Origin of the sequence: Stutzerimonas degradans (assembly GCF_024448505.1) — a bacterium.
GTDB classification, from domain to species: Bacteria; Pseudomonadota; Gammaproteobacteria; order Pseudomonadales; family Pseudomonadaceae; genus Stutzerimonas; species Stutzerimonas degradans.
This window is the reverse complement of the sequence record NZ_JAMOHV010000017.1, coordinates 36,605-50,543: the sequence shown is the minus strand read 5'-3', so window position 1 is coordinate 50,543 and position 13,939 is coordinate 36,605. Positions and strand designations below refer to the sequence as shown.

14 protein-coding genes are annotated in these 13,939 nt (G+C 61.0%); all 14 read left to right on the top strand.

Annotated features, from left to right (window positions below; translation table 11 throughout):
* Positions 1-114 precede the first annotated feature (114 nt).
* The 14 genes from tsf (at position 115) to rnhB (ending at position 13,887) form a co-directional block, all read left to right on the top strand.
* The gene (tsf, locus tag NAV27_RS17880; RefSeq protein WP_054095316.1) at positions 115-978 is read left to right on the top strand and encodes a translation elongation factor Ts; all 864 of its coding nucleotides are present in this window, start codon (positions 115-117) and stop codon (positions 976-978) included.
* 193 nt (positions 979-1,171) lie between these two features.
* Entirely contained in the window at positions 1,172-1,915 is a 744-nt protein-coding gene (gene pyrH / locus NAV27_RS17875) for a UMP kinase (protein WP_043296530.1), read from the top strand.
* Entirely contained in the window at positions 1,912-2,469 is a 558-nt protein-coding gene (gene frr / locus NAV27_RS17870) for a ribosome recycling factor (RefSeq protein ID WP_043296528.1), read from the top strand. Before pyrH ends, frr begins: the two co-directional genes overlap by 4 nt.
* A gap of 135 nt (positions 2,470-2,604) precedes the next feature.
* A complete protein-coding gene (gene uppS, locus NAV27_RS17865; RefSeq protein WP_043296526.1) occupies positions 2,605-3,366 on the top strand; it encodes a polyprenyl diphosphate synthase in 762 nt (253 codons plus the stop codon).
* Positions 3,360-4,175 (top strand): phosphatidate cytidylyltransferase, encoded by an 816-nt coding sequence (locus NAV27_RS17860; protein ID WP_102829462.1) that lies wholly within the window; start codon positions 3,360-3,362, stop codon positions 4,173-4,175. Before uppS ends, NAV27_RS17860 begins: the two co-directional genes overlap by 7 nt.
* On the top strand, positions 4,160-5,362 hold the full coding sequence (gene ispC / locus NAV27_RS17855) for a 1-deoxy-D-xylulose-5-phosphate reductoisomerase (protein WP_102829463.1): 1,203 nt from the start codon (positions 4,160-4,162) through the stop codon (positions 5,360-5,362). The genes NAV27_RS17860 and ispC overlap by 16 nt, the downstream gene beginning before the upstream one ends.
* A 13-nt stretch (positions 5,363-5,375) precedes the next feature.
* A complete protein-coding gene (gene rseP / locus NAV27_RS17850; protein ID WP_102829464.1) occupies positions 5,376-6,728 on the top strand; it encodes an RIP metalloprotease RseP in 1,353 nt (450 codons plus the stop codon).
* Between the two features lie 68 nt (positions 6,729-6,796).
* Positions 6,797-9,184, top strand: a complete 2,388-nt coding sequence (bamA, locus tag NAV27_RS17845; RefSeq protein ID WP_102829465.1) for an outer membrane protein assembly factor BamA — start codon at positions 6,797-6,799, stop codon at positions 9,182-9,184.
* Positions 9,185-9,230: 46 nt separating this feature from the next.
* Positions 9,231-9,734: an OmpH/Skp family outer membrane protein gene (locus NAV27_RS17840; RefSeq protein ID WP_003290720.1), complete on the top strand. Its 504-nt coding sequence runs from the start codon at positions 9,231-9,233 to the stop codon at positions 9,732-9,734.
* A gap of 2 nt (positions 9,735-9,736) precedes the next feature.
* Complete coding sequence (lpxD, locus tag NAV27_RS17835) at positions 9,737-10,795, top strand: UDP-3-O-(3-hydroxymyristoyl)glucosamine N-acyltransferase (RefSeq protein ID WP_102829466.1); 1,059 nt, start codon at positions 9,737-9,739, stop codon at positions 10,793-10,795.
* A gap of 102 nt (positions 10,796-10,897) precedes the next feature.
* Positions 10,898-11,338 (top strand): 3-hydroxyacyl-ACP dehydratase FabZ, encoded by a 441-nt coding sequence (fabZ, locus tag NAV27_RS17830; RefSeq protein ID WP_008566888.1) that lies wholly within the window; start codon positions 10,898-10,900, stop codon positions 11,336-11,338.
* A complete protein-coding gene (gene lpxA, locus NAV27_RS17825) occupies positions 11,335-12,111 on the top strand; it encodes an acyl-ACP--UDP-N-acetylglucosamine O-acyltransferase (protein WP_102829467.1) in 777 nt (258 codons plus the stop codon). Before fabZ ends, lpxA begins: the two co-directional genes overlap by 4 nt.
* A 1-nt stretch (position 12,112) precedes the next feature.
* Positions 12,113-13,246, top strand: a complete 1,134-nt coding sequence (gene lpxB / locus NAV27_RS17820; RefSeq protein ID WP_102829468.1) for a lipid-A-disaccharide synthase — start codon at positions 12,113-12,115, stop codon at positions 13,244-13,246.
* Complete coding sequence (rnhB, locus tag NAV27_RS17815; RefSeq protein WP_008566891.1) at positions 13,246-13,887, top strand: ribonuclease HII; 642 nt, start codon at positions 13,246-13,248, stop codon at positions 13,885-13,887. Before lpxB ends, rnhB begins: the two co-directional genes overlap by 1 nt.
* Positions 13,888-13,939: the final 52 nt, after the last annotated feature.

Sequence of the window (13,939 nt, the reverse complement as noted above, 5' to 3'; positions counted from 1 at the left end):
CTAGCGTGACACCCGATGGACAAAAAGGGGGCTAGGCCCCCTTTTTGCCACTTCCGAATTGATCGTCCGCGCTGTCGGGCGAATGGTTAGAAACCAATCGAGAGGATTCCGAACATGGCAGAAATCACTGCGGCGATGGTCAAAGAACTGCGCGAGCGCACCGGCCAGGGCATGATGGAATGCAAGAAGGCGCTGGTCGCTGCTGGCGGTGACATCGAGAAGGCCATCGACGACATGCGCGCTTCCGGCGCCATCAAGGCGGCCAAGAAGTCCGGCAACATCGCGGCCGAAGGCGCCATCGCTGTTCGCGTTGAAGGCGGTCGTGGCCTGATCATCGAAGTCAACTCGCAGACCGACTTCCTGGCCCTGCAGGACGACTTCAAAGCGTTCGTCAAGGACAGCCTGGACGAAGCTTTCGAGCAGAAGCTGACTGAAGCCGCTCCGCTGATCGCTTCGCGCGAATCCGCTCGCGAGGCGCTGGTTGCCAAGTGTGGCGAGAACGTCAACATTCGTCGTCTGACTGCGGTCGAAGGCGAAGTGGTGGGAGCTTACCTGCACGGCCATCGTATCGGTGTGCTGGTCACTCTGAAGGGCGGCGACGCTGAGTTGGCCAAGGACATCGCCATGCATGTGGCGGCCAGCAATCCGGCTGTTCTGAGCCCGGCGGACGTTTCCGAGGAGCTGATCGCCAAGGAGAAGGAAATCTTCCTGCAGCTCAACGCCGATAAGATCGCCGGCAAGCCGGAGAACATCGTCGAGAACATGATCAAGGGCCGTATCAACAAGTTCCTGGCTGAAGCCAGCCTGGTTGAGCAGCCTTTCGTCAAGGATCCGGAAGTCAAGGTCGGCGATCTGGCCAAGAAAGCCGGCGCACAGATCGTTTCCTTCGTTCGCTACGAAGTGGGTGAAGGCATCGAGAAGGCTGAAGTCGACTTCGCTGCGGAAGTGGCCGCTCAGGTCGCAGCCAGCAAGCAGTAATACCTCGGTTCCGCTGTCCCCGAAGAGGCTGCCCGCTTACGCGCGCGGCCTCTTTTTCAGAGAAGCGCACAAATTGTATTTACGCTTTATGCTCGCCGCCGGGCACCAAACTGCTCACGCAGTGTCCTAGCGCAGATATTTTTTGTCTGGCCAATCAATCTAGTCATTTGAACGCCGCAGGAGACACATGCCAATGGCTCAGCAGATGAGTTCACGCAATCCTCGCTACAAGCGCATTTTGCTCAAACTGAGCGGCGAGGCCCTGATGGGGTCCGAAGACTTCGGCATCGATCCCAAGGTGCTGGATCGTATGGCGCTGGAAGTCGGCCAGCTGGTCGGCATCGGTGTGGAGGTCGGCCTGGTCATCGGTGGGGGCAACCTGTTCCGCGGTGCCGCGCTTTCCGCTGCGGGCATGGATCGCGTCACTGGCGACCACATGGGCATGCTGGCAACGGTTATGAACGCGCTGGCGATGCGTGATGCGCTGGAGCGTTCGAATATCCCGGCATTGGTGATGTCTGCGATTTCCATGGTTGGTGTGACCGATCATTACGACCGGCGCAAGGCGATGCGCCATCTCAAGTCTGGCGAGGTCGTGATTTTCTCGGCTGGCACCGGCAATCCGTTCTTTACCACCGATTCGGCAGCCTGCCTGCGCGCCATCGAGATCCAGGCGGATGTCGTGCTGAAGGCGACCAAAGTGGACGGCGTCTATACAGCCGATCCATTCAAGGATCCAAACGCCGAGAAATTTGCGCAATTGACCTATGATGACGTGCTTGACCGCAAGCTGGGTGTCATGGACCTCACAGCCATCTGCCTGTGCCGCGACCACAACATGCCGCTGCGCGTCTTCAATATGAACAAGCCTGGGGCCCTGCTGAACATTGTGCTCGGTGGCGCCGAAGGAACCCTGATCGAGGAATCGAACGAATGATCAACGAGATCAAGCAAGACGCGCAGGAGCGCATGAAGAAGACTCTGGAATCGCTGGATAACGCGTTTTCCAAGATTCGTACCGGCCGAGCGCACCCAAGCATTCTCGACAGTGTCATGGTGTCCTACTACGGCGCCGATACGCCGCTGCGCCAGGTTGCCAACGTGATCGCCGAGGATTCGCGTACGCTTGCTCTGACCGTGTTCGACAAGAGCATGATCCAGGCGGTCGAGAAGGCGATCATGACCTCCGATCTCGGGCTTAACCCGGCAACCGCCGGTACCACCATTCGCGTACCGATGCCGGCGCTTACCGAAGAGACCCGCAAGGGCTTCACCAAGCAGGCTCGCGCCGAAGCGGAGAATGCCCGCGTCGCCGTGCGCAACATTCGCCGGGATGCTCTGGCGCAGCTCAAGGAGTTGGTGAAAGAGAAGGAAATCAGCGAAGACGACGAGCGCCGCGGGCAGGATGATGTCCAGAAGCTCACCGACAAGTTCGTTGCAGAGATCGACAAGGCGCTGGAAAGCAAGGAAGCCGATCTGATGGCGGTCTAATCGCCATCCTCGATCTCTAGCCGGCACAATGGACGAAACCGCTGCCGGACGCGGCAGTCCAATCGATGCATTTGGCCGGCTTTTGCTGCGCCTCTCATCGTTCGAAGCGTGTTTCAGCGCAAGTAGAGTTGTTTGATGGAAAAGGTCAGGCAGATCGCTGGGCGGAATATTCCCCGTCACGTGGCGATCATCATGGATGGCAATAACCGCTGGGCAAAGAGGCGCTTGTTGCCGGGTGTGGCTGGGCACAAGGCGGGTGTCGATGCGGTGCGCGCGGTCATCGAGGTGTGTGCCGAGTCCGGCGTGGAGGTGCTGACCCTGTTCGCCTTCTCCAGCGAAAACTGGCAGCGTCCCGCCGACGAGGTCGGTGCGCTGATGGAGCTGTTTCTCAGGGCGCTGCGCCGAGAAGCGCGCAAGCTGAACGACAATGGTATCCGCCTGCGGATTATTGGCGACCGCTCGCGATTTCACCCCGAATTGCAGGCGGCGATGCTCGAGGCCGAAGCGATTACCGCGCACAACCATCGTTTCATCCTGCAGGTCGCGGCCAACTATGGCGGGCAATGGGACATTCTCCAGGCCACCCGTCACCTGGCGGCTGAGGCTCAGGCCGGACGCTTGAATCCCGATGAGATCACGCCTGCTCTGTTTCAGGGCTATCTCGCTACGGGCGATCTGCCGCCACCTGACTTGTGCATCCGTACCGGTGGCGAGCGACGCATCAGTAATTTCCTCCTGTGGCAGCTGGCTTACGCGGAGCTCTATTTCTCCGATCTGTTCTGGCCTGACTTCAAGCATCAGGCGATGCGTCGCGCCCTGGTCGATTTTGCCTCGCGTCAGCGTCGCTTCGGCAAGACCGGCGAACAAGTAGAAAACGAGGTTAGAGCCGAATGCTGAAGCAGCGGATCATCACGGCAGCGCTATTGTTGCCGGTCGCCATCGTGGGATTTTTTTACCTCGAAGGCATCGCCTTCGCCCTGTTCATTGGTCTGGTCGTGACACTGGCCGCCTGGGAGTGGGCGCATCTCGCGGGCTTCAATGCGCAGCCGGTACGCATTGCCTACGCCGTTCTGGTCGCACTGCTGCTGTCGGTGCTTTATCAGCTTCCAGCGCTGGCACCCTGGTTGATGCTTGCGGCGGTGCTCTGGTGGATTGCGGCAACCGCGCTTGTGGTCGGCTACCCGCAGAGCCGGCGCTTCTGGGGCGGAGCCCCGGGCAGTCTGCTGATCGGTTTGCTGATTCTGCTGCCGGCTTGGCAGGCGCTCCAGATACTCAAGCAATGGCCGTCTGGCAACTGGCTGATCATCGCGGTGATGGTTCTGGTCTGGGCGGCGGATATCGGTGCGTATTTTTCCGGCAAGGCATTCGGTCGGCGAAAGCTGGCGCCCGCCGTCAGTCCGGGTAAGAGCTGGGAAGGTCTCATCGGCGGCCTGCTGGCCAGCCTGGCCATCACGCTGGCGGTTGGGCTAAATCGCGGCTGGAGCGCGCGCGAGTTGGTGCTGGCCCTGCTGGGCGCAGCGTTGGTGGTGGGTGTCTCGGTAATTGGAGACCTGACCGAAAGCATGTTCAAGCGTAGTGCCGGAATCAAGGATAGCAGTCAGCTCCTGCCGGGCCACGGCGGGGTGATGGATCGCATCGACAGCCTCACTGCGGCGATTCCCCTGTTTGCAGTGCTGCTCTGGCTGGCGGGATGGGGGGCATGGTGACGCGACCGCTGCTCGTTACGTTGCTGGGCGCTACCGGCTCGATCGGTCTCAGCACACTCGATGTGGTGGCGCGCCATCCACAGCGCTACCAGGTCTTCGCCCTGACAGCATTTACGCGGATGGCTGATTTGCACAAGCTGTGCTTGTTGCATCGGCCACGCTATGCCGTGGTGGCGGAGGAAGCTCAGGCGCGTGTCCTGCAATCTGAGTTGGCGCGCGATGGCGTGTCCACGCGGGTTTTGGTGGGCGAAGGCGGTTTGTGCGAGGTGGCGGCTCATCCGGAAACGGATCTCGTGATGGCTGCGATTGTTGGTGCCGCCGGCCTGCGTCCCACCTTGTCTGCCGTGCAGGCTGGCAAGCGCGTCCTGCTTGCCAACAAGGAAGCGCTGGTAATGTCCGGCGGCCTGTTCATGCAGGCGCTGCGTGACAGCGGAGCGGTGTTGTTGCCCATCGACAGCGAGCACAATGCGATCTTTCAGTGCCTGCCGCGCGATTATGCGCGCGGTATGGCTGAGGTCGGTGTGCGGCGCATTCTGCTGACCGCGTCCGGCGGTCCTTTCCGCGAACTGCCGGCAGCCGCTCTCGCCAGCGTTACGCCTGAACAGGCTTGCGCGCATCCGAACTGGTCCATGGGGCGCAAGATATCGGTCGACTCCGCCAGCATGATGAATAAAGGGCTCGAACTGATCGAGGCGTGCTGGCTGTTCGATGCCCGGCCGGATCAGGTCGAAGTGGTAGTACACCCGCAAAGCGTGATTCATTCGATGGTCGACTACGTCGACGGTTCGGTGCTCGCCCAGTTGGGTAATCCCGATATGCGTACGCCCATCGCCCATGCGCTGGCCTGGCCCGAGCGCATGGACTCTGGCGTGTCCGCGCTCGATCTGCTGCGCATCGGTCGGCTTGATTTCCAGGCTCCGGATGAACAGCGCTTTCCTTGTCTGCGCCTTGCCCGGCAAGCCGCGGAGGCGGGCGGTACCAGCCCGGCGGTGCTCAATGCGGCCAACGAAGTGGCAGTCGACGCGTTTCTCGATCGGCGGATTCGTTTCACTGAAATCGCAGGTATTATCGGTGATGTACTGGATCGCGAGGCATCGGTTCCGGCTCGCTGCCTTGAGGACGTACTGACGGCAGATCGGCAGGCCCGGGCTCTCGCCGGTTCCTGGCTCGATCGTCACGGGCGTTAGCCTGGAGGATTCGATGGGCACGCTTTATATGATTGTCGGCACTCTGGTCGCGCTGGGTGTGCTGGTCACGTTTCACGAGTTCGGACATTTCTGGGTGGCGCGGCGCTGCGGCGTCAAGGTCCTGCGCTTTTCGGTCGGCTTCGGGAAGCCGCTACTGCGTTGGTCCGATCGTCACGGCACCGAGTTCGTGATTGCGGCAATTCCCTTGGGCGGCTACGTCAAGATGCTCGACGAGCGAGAGGCTGACGTGCCGGGGGCGTTGCTCGGCGGTGCGTTCAATCGCAAGTCTGTGCGCCAGCGCTTTGCTATCGTTTCGGCCGGACCTCTGGCCAATTTTCTACTCGCTCTGGCGTTTTTCTGGCTGCTGGCGATGCTCGGCAGTGAGCAGGTGAGGCCCGTCATTGGCGCGGTCGAGGCGGGCAGCCTCGCCGAACAGGCCGGGCTGGCGGCAGATGAGGAGATCCTGGCCGTCAACGGGAAGCGGGTGACGGGCTGGGGAGAGGTCAATCTGCAGTTGGTTCGACGTCTCGGTGAAAGCGGCAGGCTGGATCTGACGGTGCGCGAGCTGGGCGCTTCGCAGGAGCAGCACCGCCAGATTGTGCTGCATGAGTGGCTGAAGGGCGTCGAGGAGCCGGACCCGATCGGTGCGCTCGGAATTCGTCCGTGGCGTCCTCAGGTGGCCCCTGTAATCGCGCAGCTTGACCCCGAGGGGCCGGCACGATCGGCTGGCGTCGTTCTCGGCGATCGTCTGCTGAGCCTGAATGGCCAGTCGTTGGCGGACTGGCAGCAGGTTATCGACCAGGTCGGGAGCCTGCCAGGTCAACCGGTTCGCTTGGTTGTTGAGCGGGAAGGGCGACAAGAGGAAATCGCATTGACCCTTGGTGTCCGCGGTGAGGGGGCATTTGCTCGGGGGTATCTTGGCGCGGGTGTCGCTGCGGGCGAGTGGCCCGCCGAAATGCTGCGTGAGGTTAGCTTCGGCCCGCTCGAGGCGATGGTCGAAGGGGGTAGGCGAACCTGGGCGATGAGCCTTCTGACGCTCGATTCGCTGAAGAAAATGCTGCTCGGAGAGCTGTCGGTAAAAAACTTGAGCGGCCCGATAACCATTGCTAAAGTGGCGGGCGCTTCTGCCCAGTCGGGTCTGGGGGATTTTCTGAATTTCCTCGCCTATTTGAGCATTAGTCTGGGGGTTCTCAATCTTCTGCCTATCCCGGTACTCGACGGTGGCCATTTGCTCTTCTATTTGGTCGAGTGGGTTCGAGGCCGGCCTTTGTCGGATCGAGTCCAGGGGTGGGGGATGCAGATCGGTATCACACTGGTCGTCGGAGTGATGCTGCTGGCGCTGGTCAACGATATCGGCCGTCTGTGACGCGGGCTTCTTAATGTCGTTGCGCCAAACGCGAGTTCATTTTTTCAGGTTTAATAAGAAAGGACTTCATGAAACGTCTGCTGCTACCTGCGGTAATTTCCGCGTTGATGATCGCCGAAGTTCACGCTGAGTCCTTCACCATCTCCGATATCCGGGTCAACGGTTTGCAGCGGGTTTCCGCCGGTAGTGTATTCGGTGCGCTGCCGCTGAACGTAGGTGATGCCGCCGATGACGGACGCCTGGTCGAGGCCACTCGCGCATTATTCAAGACTGGCTTCTTTCAAGACATCCAGCTTGGCCGCGAAGGTAACGTGCTGGTAGTCAGTGTGGTCGAGCGTCCATCGATCTCGGCCATCGAAATCGAAGGCAACAAGGCCATCAAGACCGAGGACCTGCTTGCCGGTCTGCAGCAGTCGGGCCTTGCCGAAGGCGAAATCTTCCAGCGTGCCACCCTCGAAGGTGTGCGCAACGAGCTGCAGCGCCAGTACGTCGCACAAGGCCGCTATTCGGCCACCATCGACACCGAGGTGGTCGCGCAACCACGCAATCGCGTGGCCCTCAAGATCAAGATCAATGAAGGCTCGGTCGCGGCCATCAAGCACATCAACGTGGTCGGCAATACGGTTTTTCCTGAAGAGGACCTGATCGACCTGTTCGAGCTGAAGACCACCAACTGGTTGTCCTTCTTCCGTAACGATGACAAGTACGCCCGCGAAAAACTTTCAGGCGACCTCGAACGGTTGCGCTCCTATTACCTGGATCGCGGCTACATCAACATGGATATCACCTCTACCCAGGTATCCATCACCCCTGACAAGAAGGATGTCTACGTCACGGTGAACATCGCCGAAGGCGAGCGTTATACCGTGCGCGAAGTCAAACTCAGCGGTGATCTTAAGGTGCCCCAGCAGGAGGTAGAGGCACTGCTGCTGGCCAAAGAAGGACAAGTCTTCTCGCGCAAGGTAATGACCACCACGTCTGAGCTGATTACTCGTCGTCTGGGCAACGAGGGCTACACCTTCGCCAACGTCAACGGCGTGCCGCAGGCTCATGACGAGGATAATACCGTTTCGATCACCTTCGTGGTCGATCCAGGTAATCGTGCCTACGTCAATCGCGTCAATTTCCGTGGCAATACCAAGACCGAGGACGAAGTACTGCGGCGCGAGATGCGGCAGATGGAAGGTGGCTGGGCATCGACCTATCTGATTGATCAGTCCAAAACCCGTCTGGAGCGTCTTGGCTTCTTCAAGGAAGTCAACGTCGAGACTCCGCAGGTGCCGGGCACCGAGGATCAGATCGACGTCAACTACAGCGTCGAAGAGCAGCCGTCCGGCTCGATCATGGCCAGTGTTGGTTTCGCTCAGAACGCCGGCCTGATCCTGGGTGGTTCGATCAGTCAGAACAACTTCCTAGGCACCGGTAACCGGGTATCGCTGGGGCTGACGCGCAGCGAGTATCAGTCGCGCTACAACTTCGGCTTCGTCGATCCCTACTGGACCGAAGACGGTGTCAGCCTAGGCTACAACGCTTTTTATCGCACCACTGACTACGACGAGCTGGATTACGACGTTTCCAGCTATTCCGTCGATAGCTTGGGTGGCGGTGTGAATATCGGCTACCCGATCAGTGAAACGGCGCGCCTGTCATTCGGTTTGTCGGTGCAGCAGGACGATCTGGACACTGGTCGCTACACGGTCGATGAAATCTACGACTTCATGGACGAAGAGGGCGATAGCTTCCTCAACTTCAAGGGATCGATAGGCTGGTCTGAGTCGACACTCAACCGCGGTGTGCTGGCCACGCGCGGCCACTCGCAGAGTCTGGTTTTCGAAACGACGTTGCCGGGTAGCGATCTGTCGTTCTACAAGCTCGACTACAACGGCCAGCTGTTCGTGCCGATGAGCAAGGACTACACCCTGCGCATGCACACCCGTCTGGGTTACGGTGACGCCTACGGCTCGACATCGCGGCTGCCGTTCTACGAGCACTATTATGCGGGTGGCTTCAACTCCGTGCGCGGCTTCGAGGACAGCAGTCTGGGGCCACGCAGCACGCCAAGCCGGGCGTATGATTCTTCTGGGAATCTGTTGCCAGAAGGCGCCTGTGACTCCTCGGGGCGTTGCACCGATGATCAGGATCCGCTGCCCTTCGGCGGCAACGTGCTCGTCCAGGGCGGTCTGGAAGTGCTGTTCCCGATGCCGTTCGTCAAGGATCAGCGTTCGCTGCGCACCTCCGTGTTCTGGGACGTCGGTAACGTCTTCGATACCAACTGTCCTTCCGGCTCGGAAGACTGCAGCGACATCGACTTCGGCGACATGGCCAGCTCGGTGGGCGTCGGCCTGACCTGGATCACGGCGATGGGGCCGCTGAGCTTCAGTCTGGCGATGCCGGTGATGAAGCCGGACGATGCCGATACCCAAGTCTTCCAGTTCTCGCTGGGGCAAACATTCTAACGCTGCAGCGTCGCGCTTCAGTGCCTTTTCAGGAGTGGTGTATACCGTGCGTAAGTTGACTCAGTTGTTCCTCGTCGTCGCAGCCCTGGTTGCGACTCCGGCCTTCGCCGAGATGAAGATCGCGGTGATGAACTATCAGATGGCCCTGCTTGAATCCGATGCCGCCAAGCGTTACGCCGTGGATGCCGAGAAGAAGTTCGGTCCCCAGTTGAACAAGCTCAAGACCCTGGAGAGCGATGCCAAACGCATCCAGGATCGTCTGGTCAAGGATGGCGACAAGATGCAGCAGGCGGAGCGCGAGCGTCTGGAGCTGGAGTTCAAGCAGAAGGCTCGCGACTTCCAGTTCCAGTCCAAGGAGCTGAACGAGGCCAAGGCTGTTGCCGATCGGGACATGCTCAAGCAACTGAAGCCGAAGCTTGATCAGGCTGTGGAAGAGGTCATCAAGAAAGGTAATTACGATCTGGTGTTCGAGCGTGGCGCGGTGGTCGATGTCAAACCGCAGTTCGACATCACCCGCCAGGTCATCGAGCGCATGAACCAGCTGCGCTGATCATGTCTTCTATCGTGTATACGCTCGGCCAGCTGGCCGAGCTGCTGGGCGCCACCCTACGTGGCGATGCGTCTCGGCCGATCCACGGTTTGGCGACGCTTCAGGACGCGGGGCCGCAGCATCTCACCTTTCTGGCCAATGCCCAGTATCGCAAGTTCCTTGAAGATACCTGTGCCGGCGCGGTGCTGCTGACGCCCGGGGATGCCGCCGGCTATAGCGGCGCGGCATTAGTCATCGAAAACCCCTATCTGGCCTACGCCCGCGCCTCGCATCTGTTCGAGACGCGACCGGCGGTTGTGGCCGGTATTCATCCGAGCGCGATCATCGCAGCTGACGCTCAGGTCGATCCTTCGGCCTGCATCGGTGCCTATGCGGTAATCGAGGCGGGCGCCTGGATCGGCCCTGATGTGGTGATCGGTGCCCAGTGTTTCATCGGTGCACGCTGCCGCATCGACGAGGGTGGGCGGTTGGCGCCGCGTGTCACGCTGTACCACGATGTCAGGATCGGCAAGCGGGTGGTCATTCAGTCCGGCGCGGTGATAGGCGGCGAGGGCTTCGGCTTCGCCAACGAGAAGGGCGTGTGGCAAAAGATCGCTCAGATTGGCGGCGTTACCATTGGTGATGACGTGGAGATCGGCTCCAATACCACCATCGATCGCGGAGCGTTATCCGATACGCTGATCGGCAACGGCGTCAAGCTGGATAACCAGATCATGATCGCGCACAACGTGCAGATCGGAGACAACACCGCGATGGCGGGCTGCGCGGGTATCTCCGGCAGCACCAAGATTGGCCGCAACTGCATGATCGCGGGCGGTGTCGGCATGGTTGGACACATTGAAGTCTGCGATAACGTCTTCGTGACCGGGATGACGATGGTGACGCGTTCGATCACCGAACCGGGCAGCTATTCGTCCGGTACGGCGATGCAAACGGCAGCCGAATGGCGCAAGAGTGCGGCGCGTATTCGCCACCTCGATGATATGGCGCGTCGTCTGCAGCAGTTGGAAAAGCGCCTCGCCGCCGTGACCCCGGATGGGGATACGGCTTCTGATGCCTGAGCTATCTCTCTGATCGCCGTCTTTTTTCAAGGGTAGTGCCTGCCTGCGCCGGCGGTGCGGGCGATGGCGGCTCCCATACTCATTTACGGGCTTTTTGCTGACATGATGGATATCAACGAGATTCGCGAATACCTGCCTCACCGCTACCCGTTTCTGCTGGTAGACCGTGTGGTCGAGCTGGACACGGACGCCAAGCGCATTCGCGCATACAAGAACGTGACCATCAACGAGCCGTTCTTCAATGGCCACTTCCCGCAGCATCCGATCATGCCGGGCGTGCTGATCATCGAGGCGATGGCGCAGGCCGCTGGTCTGCTGGGCTTCAAGATGATGGGGGCGACGCCTTCGGATGGGACCTTGTACTACTTCGTCGGTTCCGACAAGCTGCGCTTTCGCCAGCCGGTGCTGCCGGGCGACCAGCTGGTACTCGAGGCGAAGTTCCTCGGGGTCAAGCGTGGCATCTGGAAGTTCGAGTGCCAGGCCAGCGTCGATGGCAAGGCGGTTTGCTCGGCAGAAATCATCTGTGCGGAACGCGAACTATGACTTTGATCGACCCTCGCGCCATCGTCGATCCCACGGCCAGACTGGCGGATGACGTCCAGGTCGGACCGTGGTCGATCATCGGGCCGAATGTCGAAATTGGTGAGGGAACGGTGATCGCGTCGCACGTGGTCATCAAGGGGCCGACCGTGATCGGCCGGCACAACCGGATCTTCCAGTTTTCCTCGGTCGGCGAGGACACGCCGGATCTCAAGTACAAGGGTGAGCCGACTCGGCTGGTGATCGGCGATCACAACGTGATCCGCGAAGGCGTGACGATCCATCGTGGCACCGTACAGGATCGTTCCGAGACCACGCTCGGTGATCACAACCTGATCATGGCCTACGCGCACATCGGCCACGACAGCGTGATCGGCAATCACTGCATCCTGGTCAACAACACGGCCCTGGCGGGCCACGTTCACGTTGGTGACTGGGCCATCCTCTCTGGCTACACCTTGGTGCATCAGTTCTGCCATATCGGCGCGCACAGCTTTTCCGGCATGGGAACCGCCATTGGTAAGGACGTGCCGGCGTTCGTCACCGTGTTCGGCAACCCCGCCGAGGCACGCAGCATGAATTTCGAGGGCATGCGCCGGCGTGGCTTCAGCGATGAAGCCATTCATGCGCTGCGCTGTGCTTACAAGGTTGTTTACCGCAAGGGACTGACTGTCGAGGCGGCGCTGGCGGAGCTGGCGGAGGACGCCCAGACATTCGCGGAGGTGGCGATGTTCCGTGACTCCATCCAGGCCTCGACCCGCGGTATTACCCGCTGATATGCGCGCGCCGCTGAAGGTTGCGCTGGTAGCCGGTGAATCGTCCGGCGACATTCTCGGCGCCGGATTGATGCAGGCGCTCAAGGCGCGCCATCCCGATGTGCAGTTCATCGGTGTCGGTGGCGCGCGGATGGAAGCCGAAGGCCTGAGGTCGTACTTCCCGCTTGAGCGTCTGGCGGTAATGGGACTCGTTGAGGTGCTGGGGCGGCTTCCCGAGTTGCTGGCGCGACGCCGGCAGCTGTTGCGCGATCTGCTCGAGGCGCGGCCGGATGTGTTCATCGGTATCGATGCGCCGGACTTCAATCTGGATCTCGAACTCAGGCTGCGCCGTGCGGGTATCCGCACCGTTCACTACGTTAGCCCCTCGGTGTGGGCCTGGCGGCAGAAGCGGGTCTTCAAGATTCGCGATGCCTGCGACCTCATGCTGACGTTGTTTCCATTCGAAGCGAAGTTTTATGAGGAACACCGGGTTCCGGTGCGCTTCGTCGGGCATCCGCTGGCCGACACGATTCCGCTGCAAACCGAGCGTGAACCAGCGCGCCAGGCCCTCGGTCTGCCCGCGCAGGGAATGGTTGTTGCCTTGCTGCCGGGAAGCCGGGGCGGCGAAGTGGCGCGTCTCGGCGAGTTGTTCCTGGCTGCGGCCGAGCGCCTGCGTGCGATGCGGCCAGGCGTGCATTTTGTGCTGCCATGCGCCAGCCCTGAGCGTCGTACGCAACTGGAGGCCATGTTGGCCGGGCGCGACCTGCCGCTGACCCTGGTGGATGGGCGCTCTCACGAAGCGCTGGCAGCGTGCGATGCTGTGCTGATCGCTTCGGGTACGGCAACGCTGGAGGCCTTGCTGTTCAAACGGCCAATGGTCGTCGCCTACAGTGTTGCACCGTTGACTTTCCGCATTCTCAAACGCTTGGTGAGAAGCCCGTACGTGGCCTTGCCTAATCTGCTGGCGCAGCGCCTGTTGGTACCTGAGCTACTGCAGGAGGCAGCGACCCCCGAGGCGCTGGCCCAGGCGCTGTCGCCGCTGCTCGACAACGGTGATGTGCAGACCGAGGACTTTGACCGAATCCACCGCACCCTGCGCTGCGAGGCCTCCAGCCAGGCGGCGGACGCGGTGCTTGGCCTGATCGGGCAAGGCTGATGCAGTTAGGGCTCGATTTCGATCTGGTGCAGGAGCTGGTCGCTGGCGTGGACGAAGTCGGCCGTGGTCCACTGTGCGGTCCGGTGGTCACGGCGGCGGTGATTCTCGATCCGTTGCGACCGATTCAGGGGCTCAATGATTCGAAGAAACTCAGCGAAGCCCGGCGTGAGGTGCTGTTCGACGAGATTCAGGAAAAGGCGCTGGCATGGTGCATCGCTCGCGCCGAGGTGGAAGAGATCGATCGACTGAACATTCTGCACGCCACCATGCTGGCCATGCAGCGAGCGGTAGAAGGGCTCAGTGTGTTGCCGCGACTGGCGCTGATCGATGGCAACCGCTGTCCGGTTCTGTCGGTGCCCAGCGCGGCGGTGGTGCAGGGCGATGCCAGCGTGCCGGCGATCGCTGCTGCCTCGATTCTTGCGAAGGTCAGCCGCGACCGGGAAATGCAGGCGCTGGATCTGGTTTACCCAGGCTACGGACTGGCCGGCCACAAGGGGTACCCGACTCCGGCGCACCTCCAGGCGTTGGAAAGCCTCGGGCCGACGCCCATCCATCGGCGCTCCTTCGCGCCAGTGCGCGTGCTCCTTGAGCGAGCCGCACTCACATGCACCGCCGGGGCGGTTGGCGAACTGGTCAGCTGATCGCCGACTGTCACAGCGCCTTCTGGTGCCATTCCGCGGTCCGTTGACCGGC

Coding starts and splice junctions, on each gene's coding strand:
- tsf (WP_054095316.1), top strand. CDS start 115: ATGGCAGAAATCACTGCGGCGATGGTCAAAGAACTGCGCGAGCGCACC.
- pyrH (WP_043296530.1), top strand. CDS start 1,172: ATGGCTCAGCAGATGAGTTCACGCAATCCTCGCTACAAGCGCATTTTG.
- frr (WP_043296528.1), top strand. CDS start 1,912: ATGATCAACGAGATCAAGCAAGACGCGCAGGAGCGCATGAAGAAGACT.
- uppS (WP_043296526.1), top strand. CDS start 2,605: ATGGAAAAGGTCAGGCAGATCGCTGGGCGGAATATTCCCCGTCACGTG.
- NAV27_RS17860 (WP_102829462.1), top strand. CDS start 3,360: ATGCTGAAGCAGCGGATCATCACGGCAGCGCTATTGTTGCCGGTCGCC.
- ispC (WP_102829463.1), top strand. CDS start 4,160: ATGGGGGGCATGGTGACGCGACCGCTGCTCGTTACGTTGCTGGGCGCT.
- rseP (WP_102829464.1), top strand. CDS start 5,376: ATGGGCACGCTTTATATGATTGTCGGCACTCTGGTCGCGCTGGGTGTG.
- bamA (WP_102829465.1), top strand. CDS start 6,797: ATGAAACGTCTGCTGCTACCTGCGGTAATTTCCGCGTTGATGATCGCC.
- lpxD (WP_102829466.1), top strand. CDS start 9,737: ATGTCTTCTATCGTGTATACGCTCGGCCAGCTGGCCGAGCTGCTGGGC.
- fabZ (WP_008566888.1), top strand. CDS start 10,898: ATGATGGATATCAACGAGATTCGCGAATACCTGCCTCACCGCTACCCG.
- lpxA (WP_102829467.1), top strand. CDS start 11,335: ATGACTTTGATCGACCCTCGCGCCATCGTCGATCCCACGGCCAGACTG.
- lpxB (WP_102829468.1), top strand. CDS start 12,113: ATGCGCGCGCCGCTGAAGGTTGCGCTGGTAGCCGGTGAATCGTCCGGC.
- rnhB (WP_008566891.1), top strand. CDS start 13,246: ATGCAGTTAGGGCTCGATTTCGATCTGGTGCAGGAGCTGGTCGCTGGC.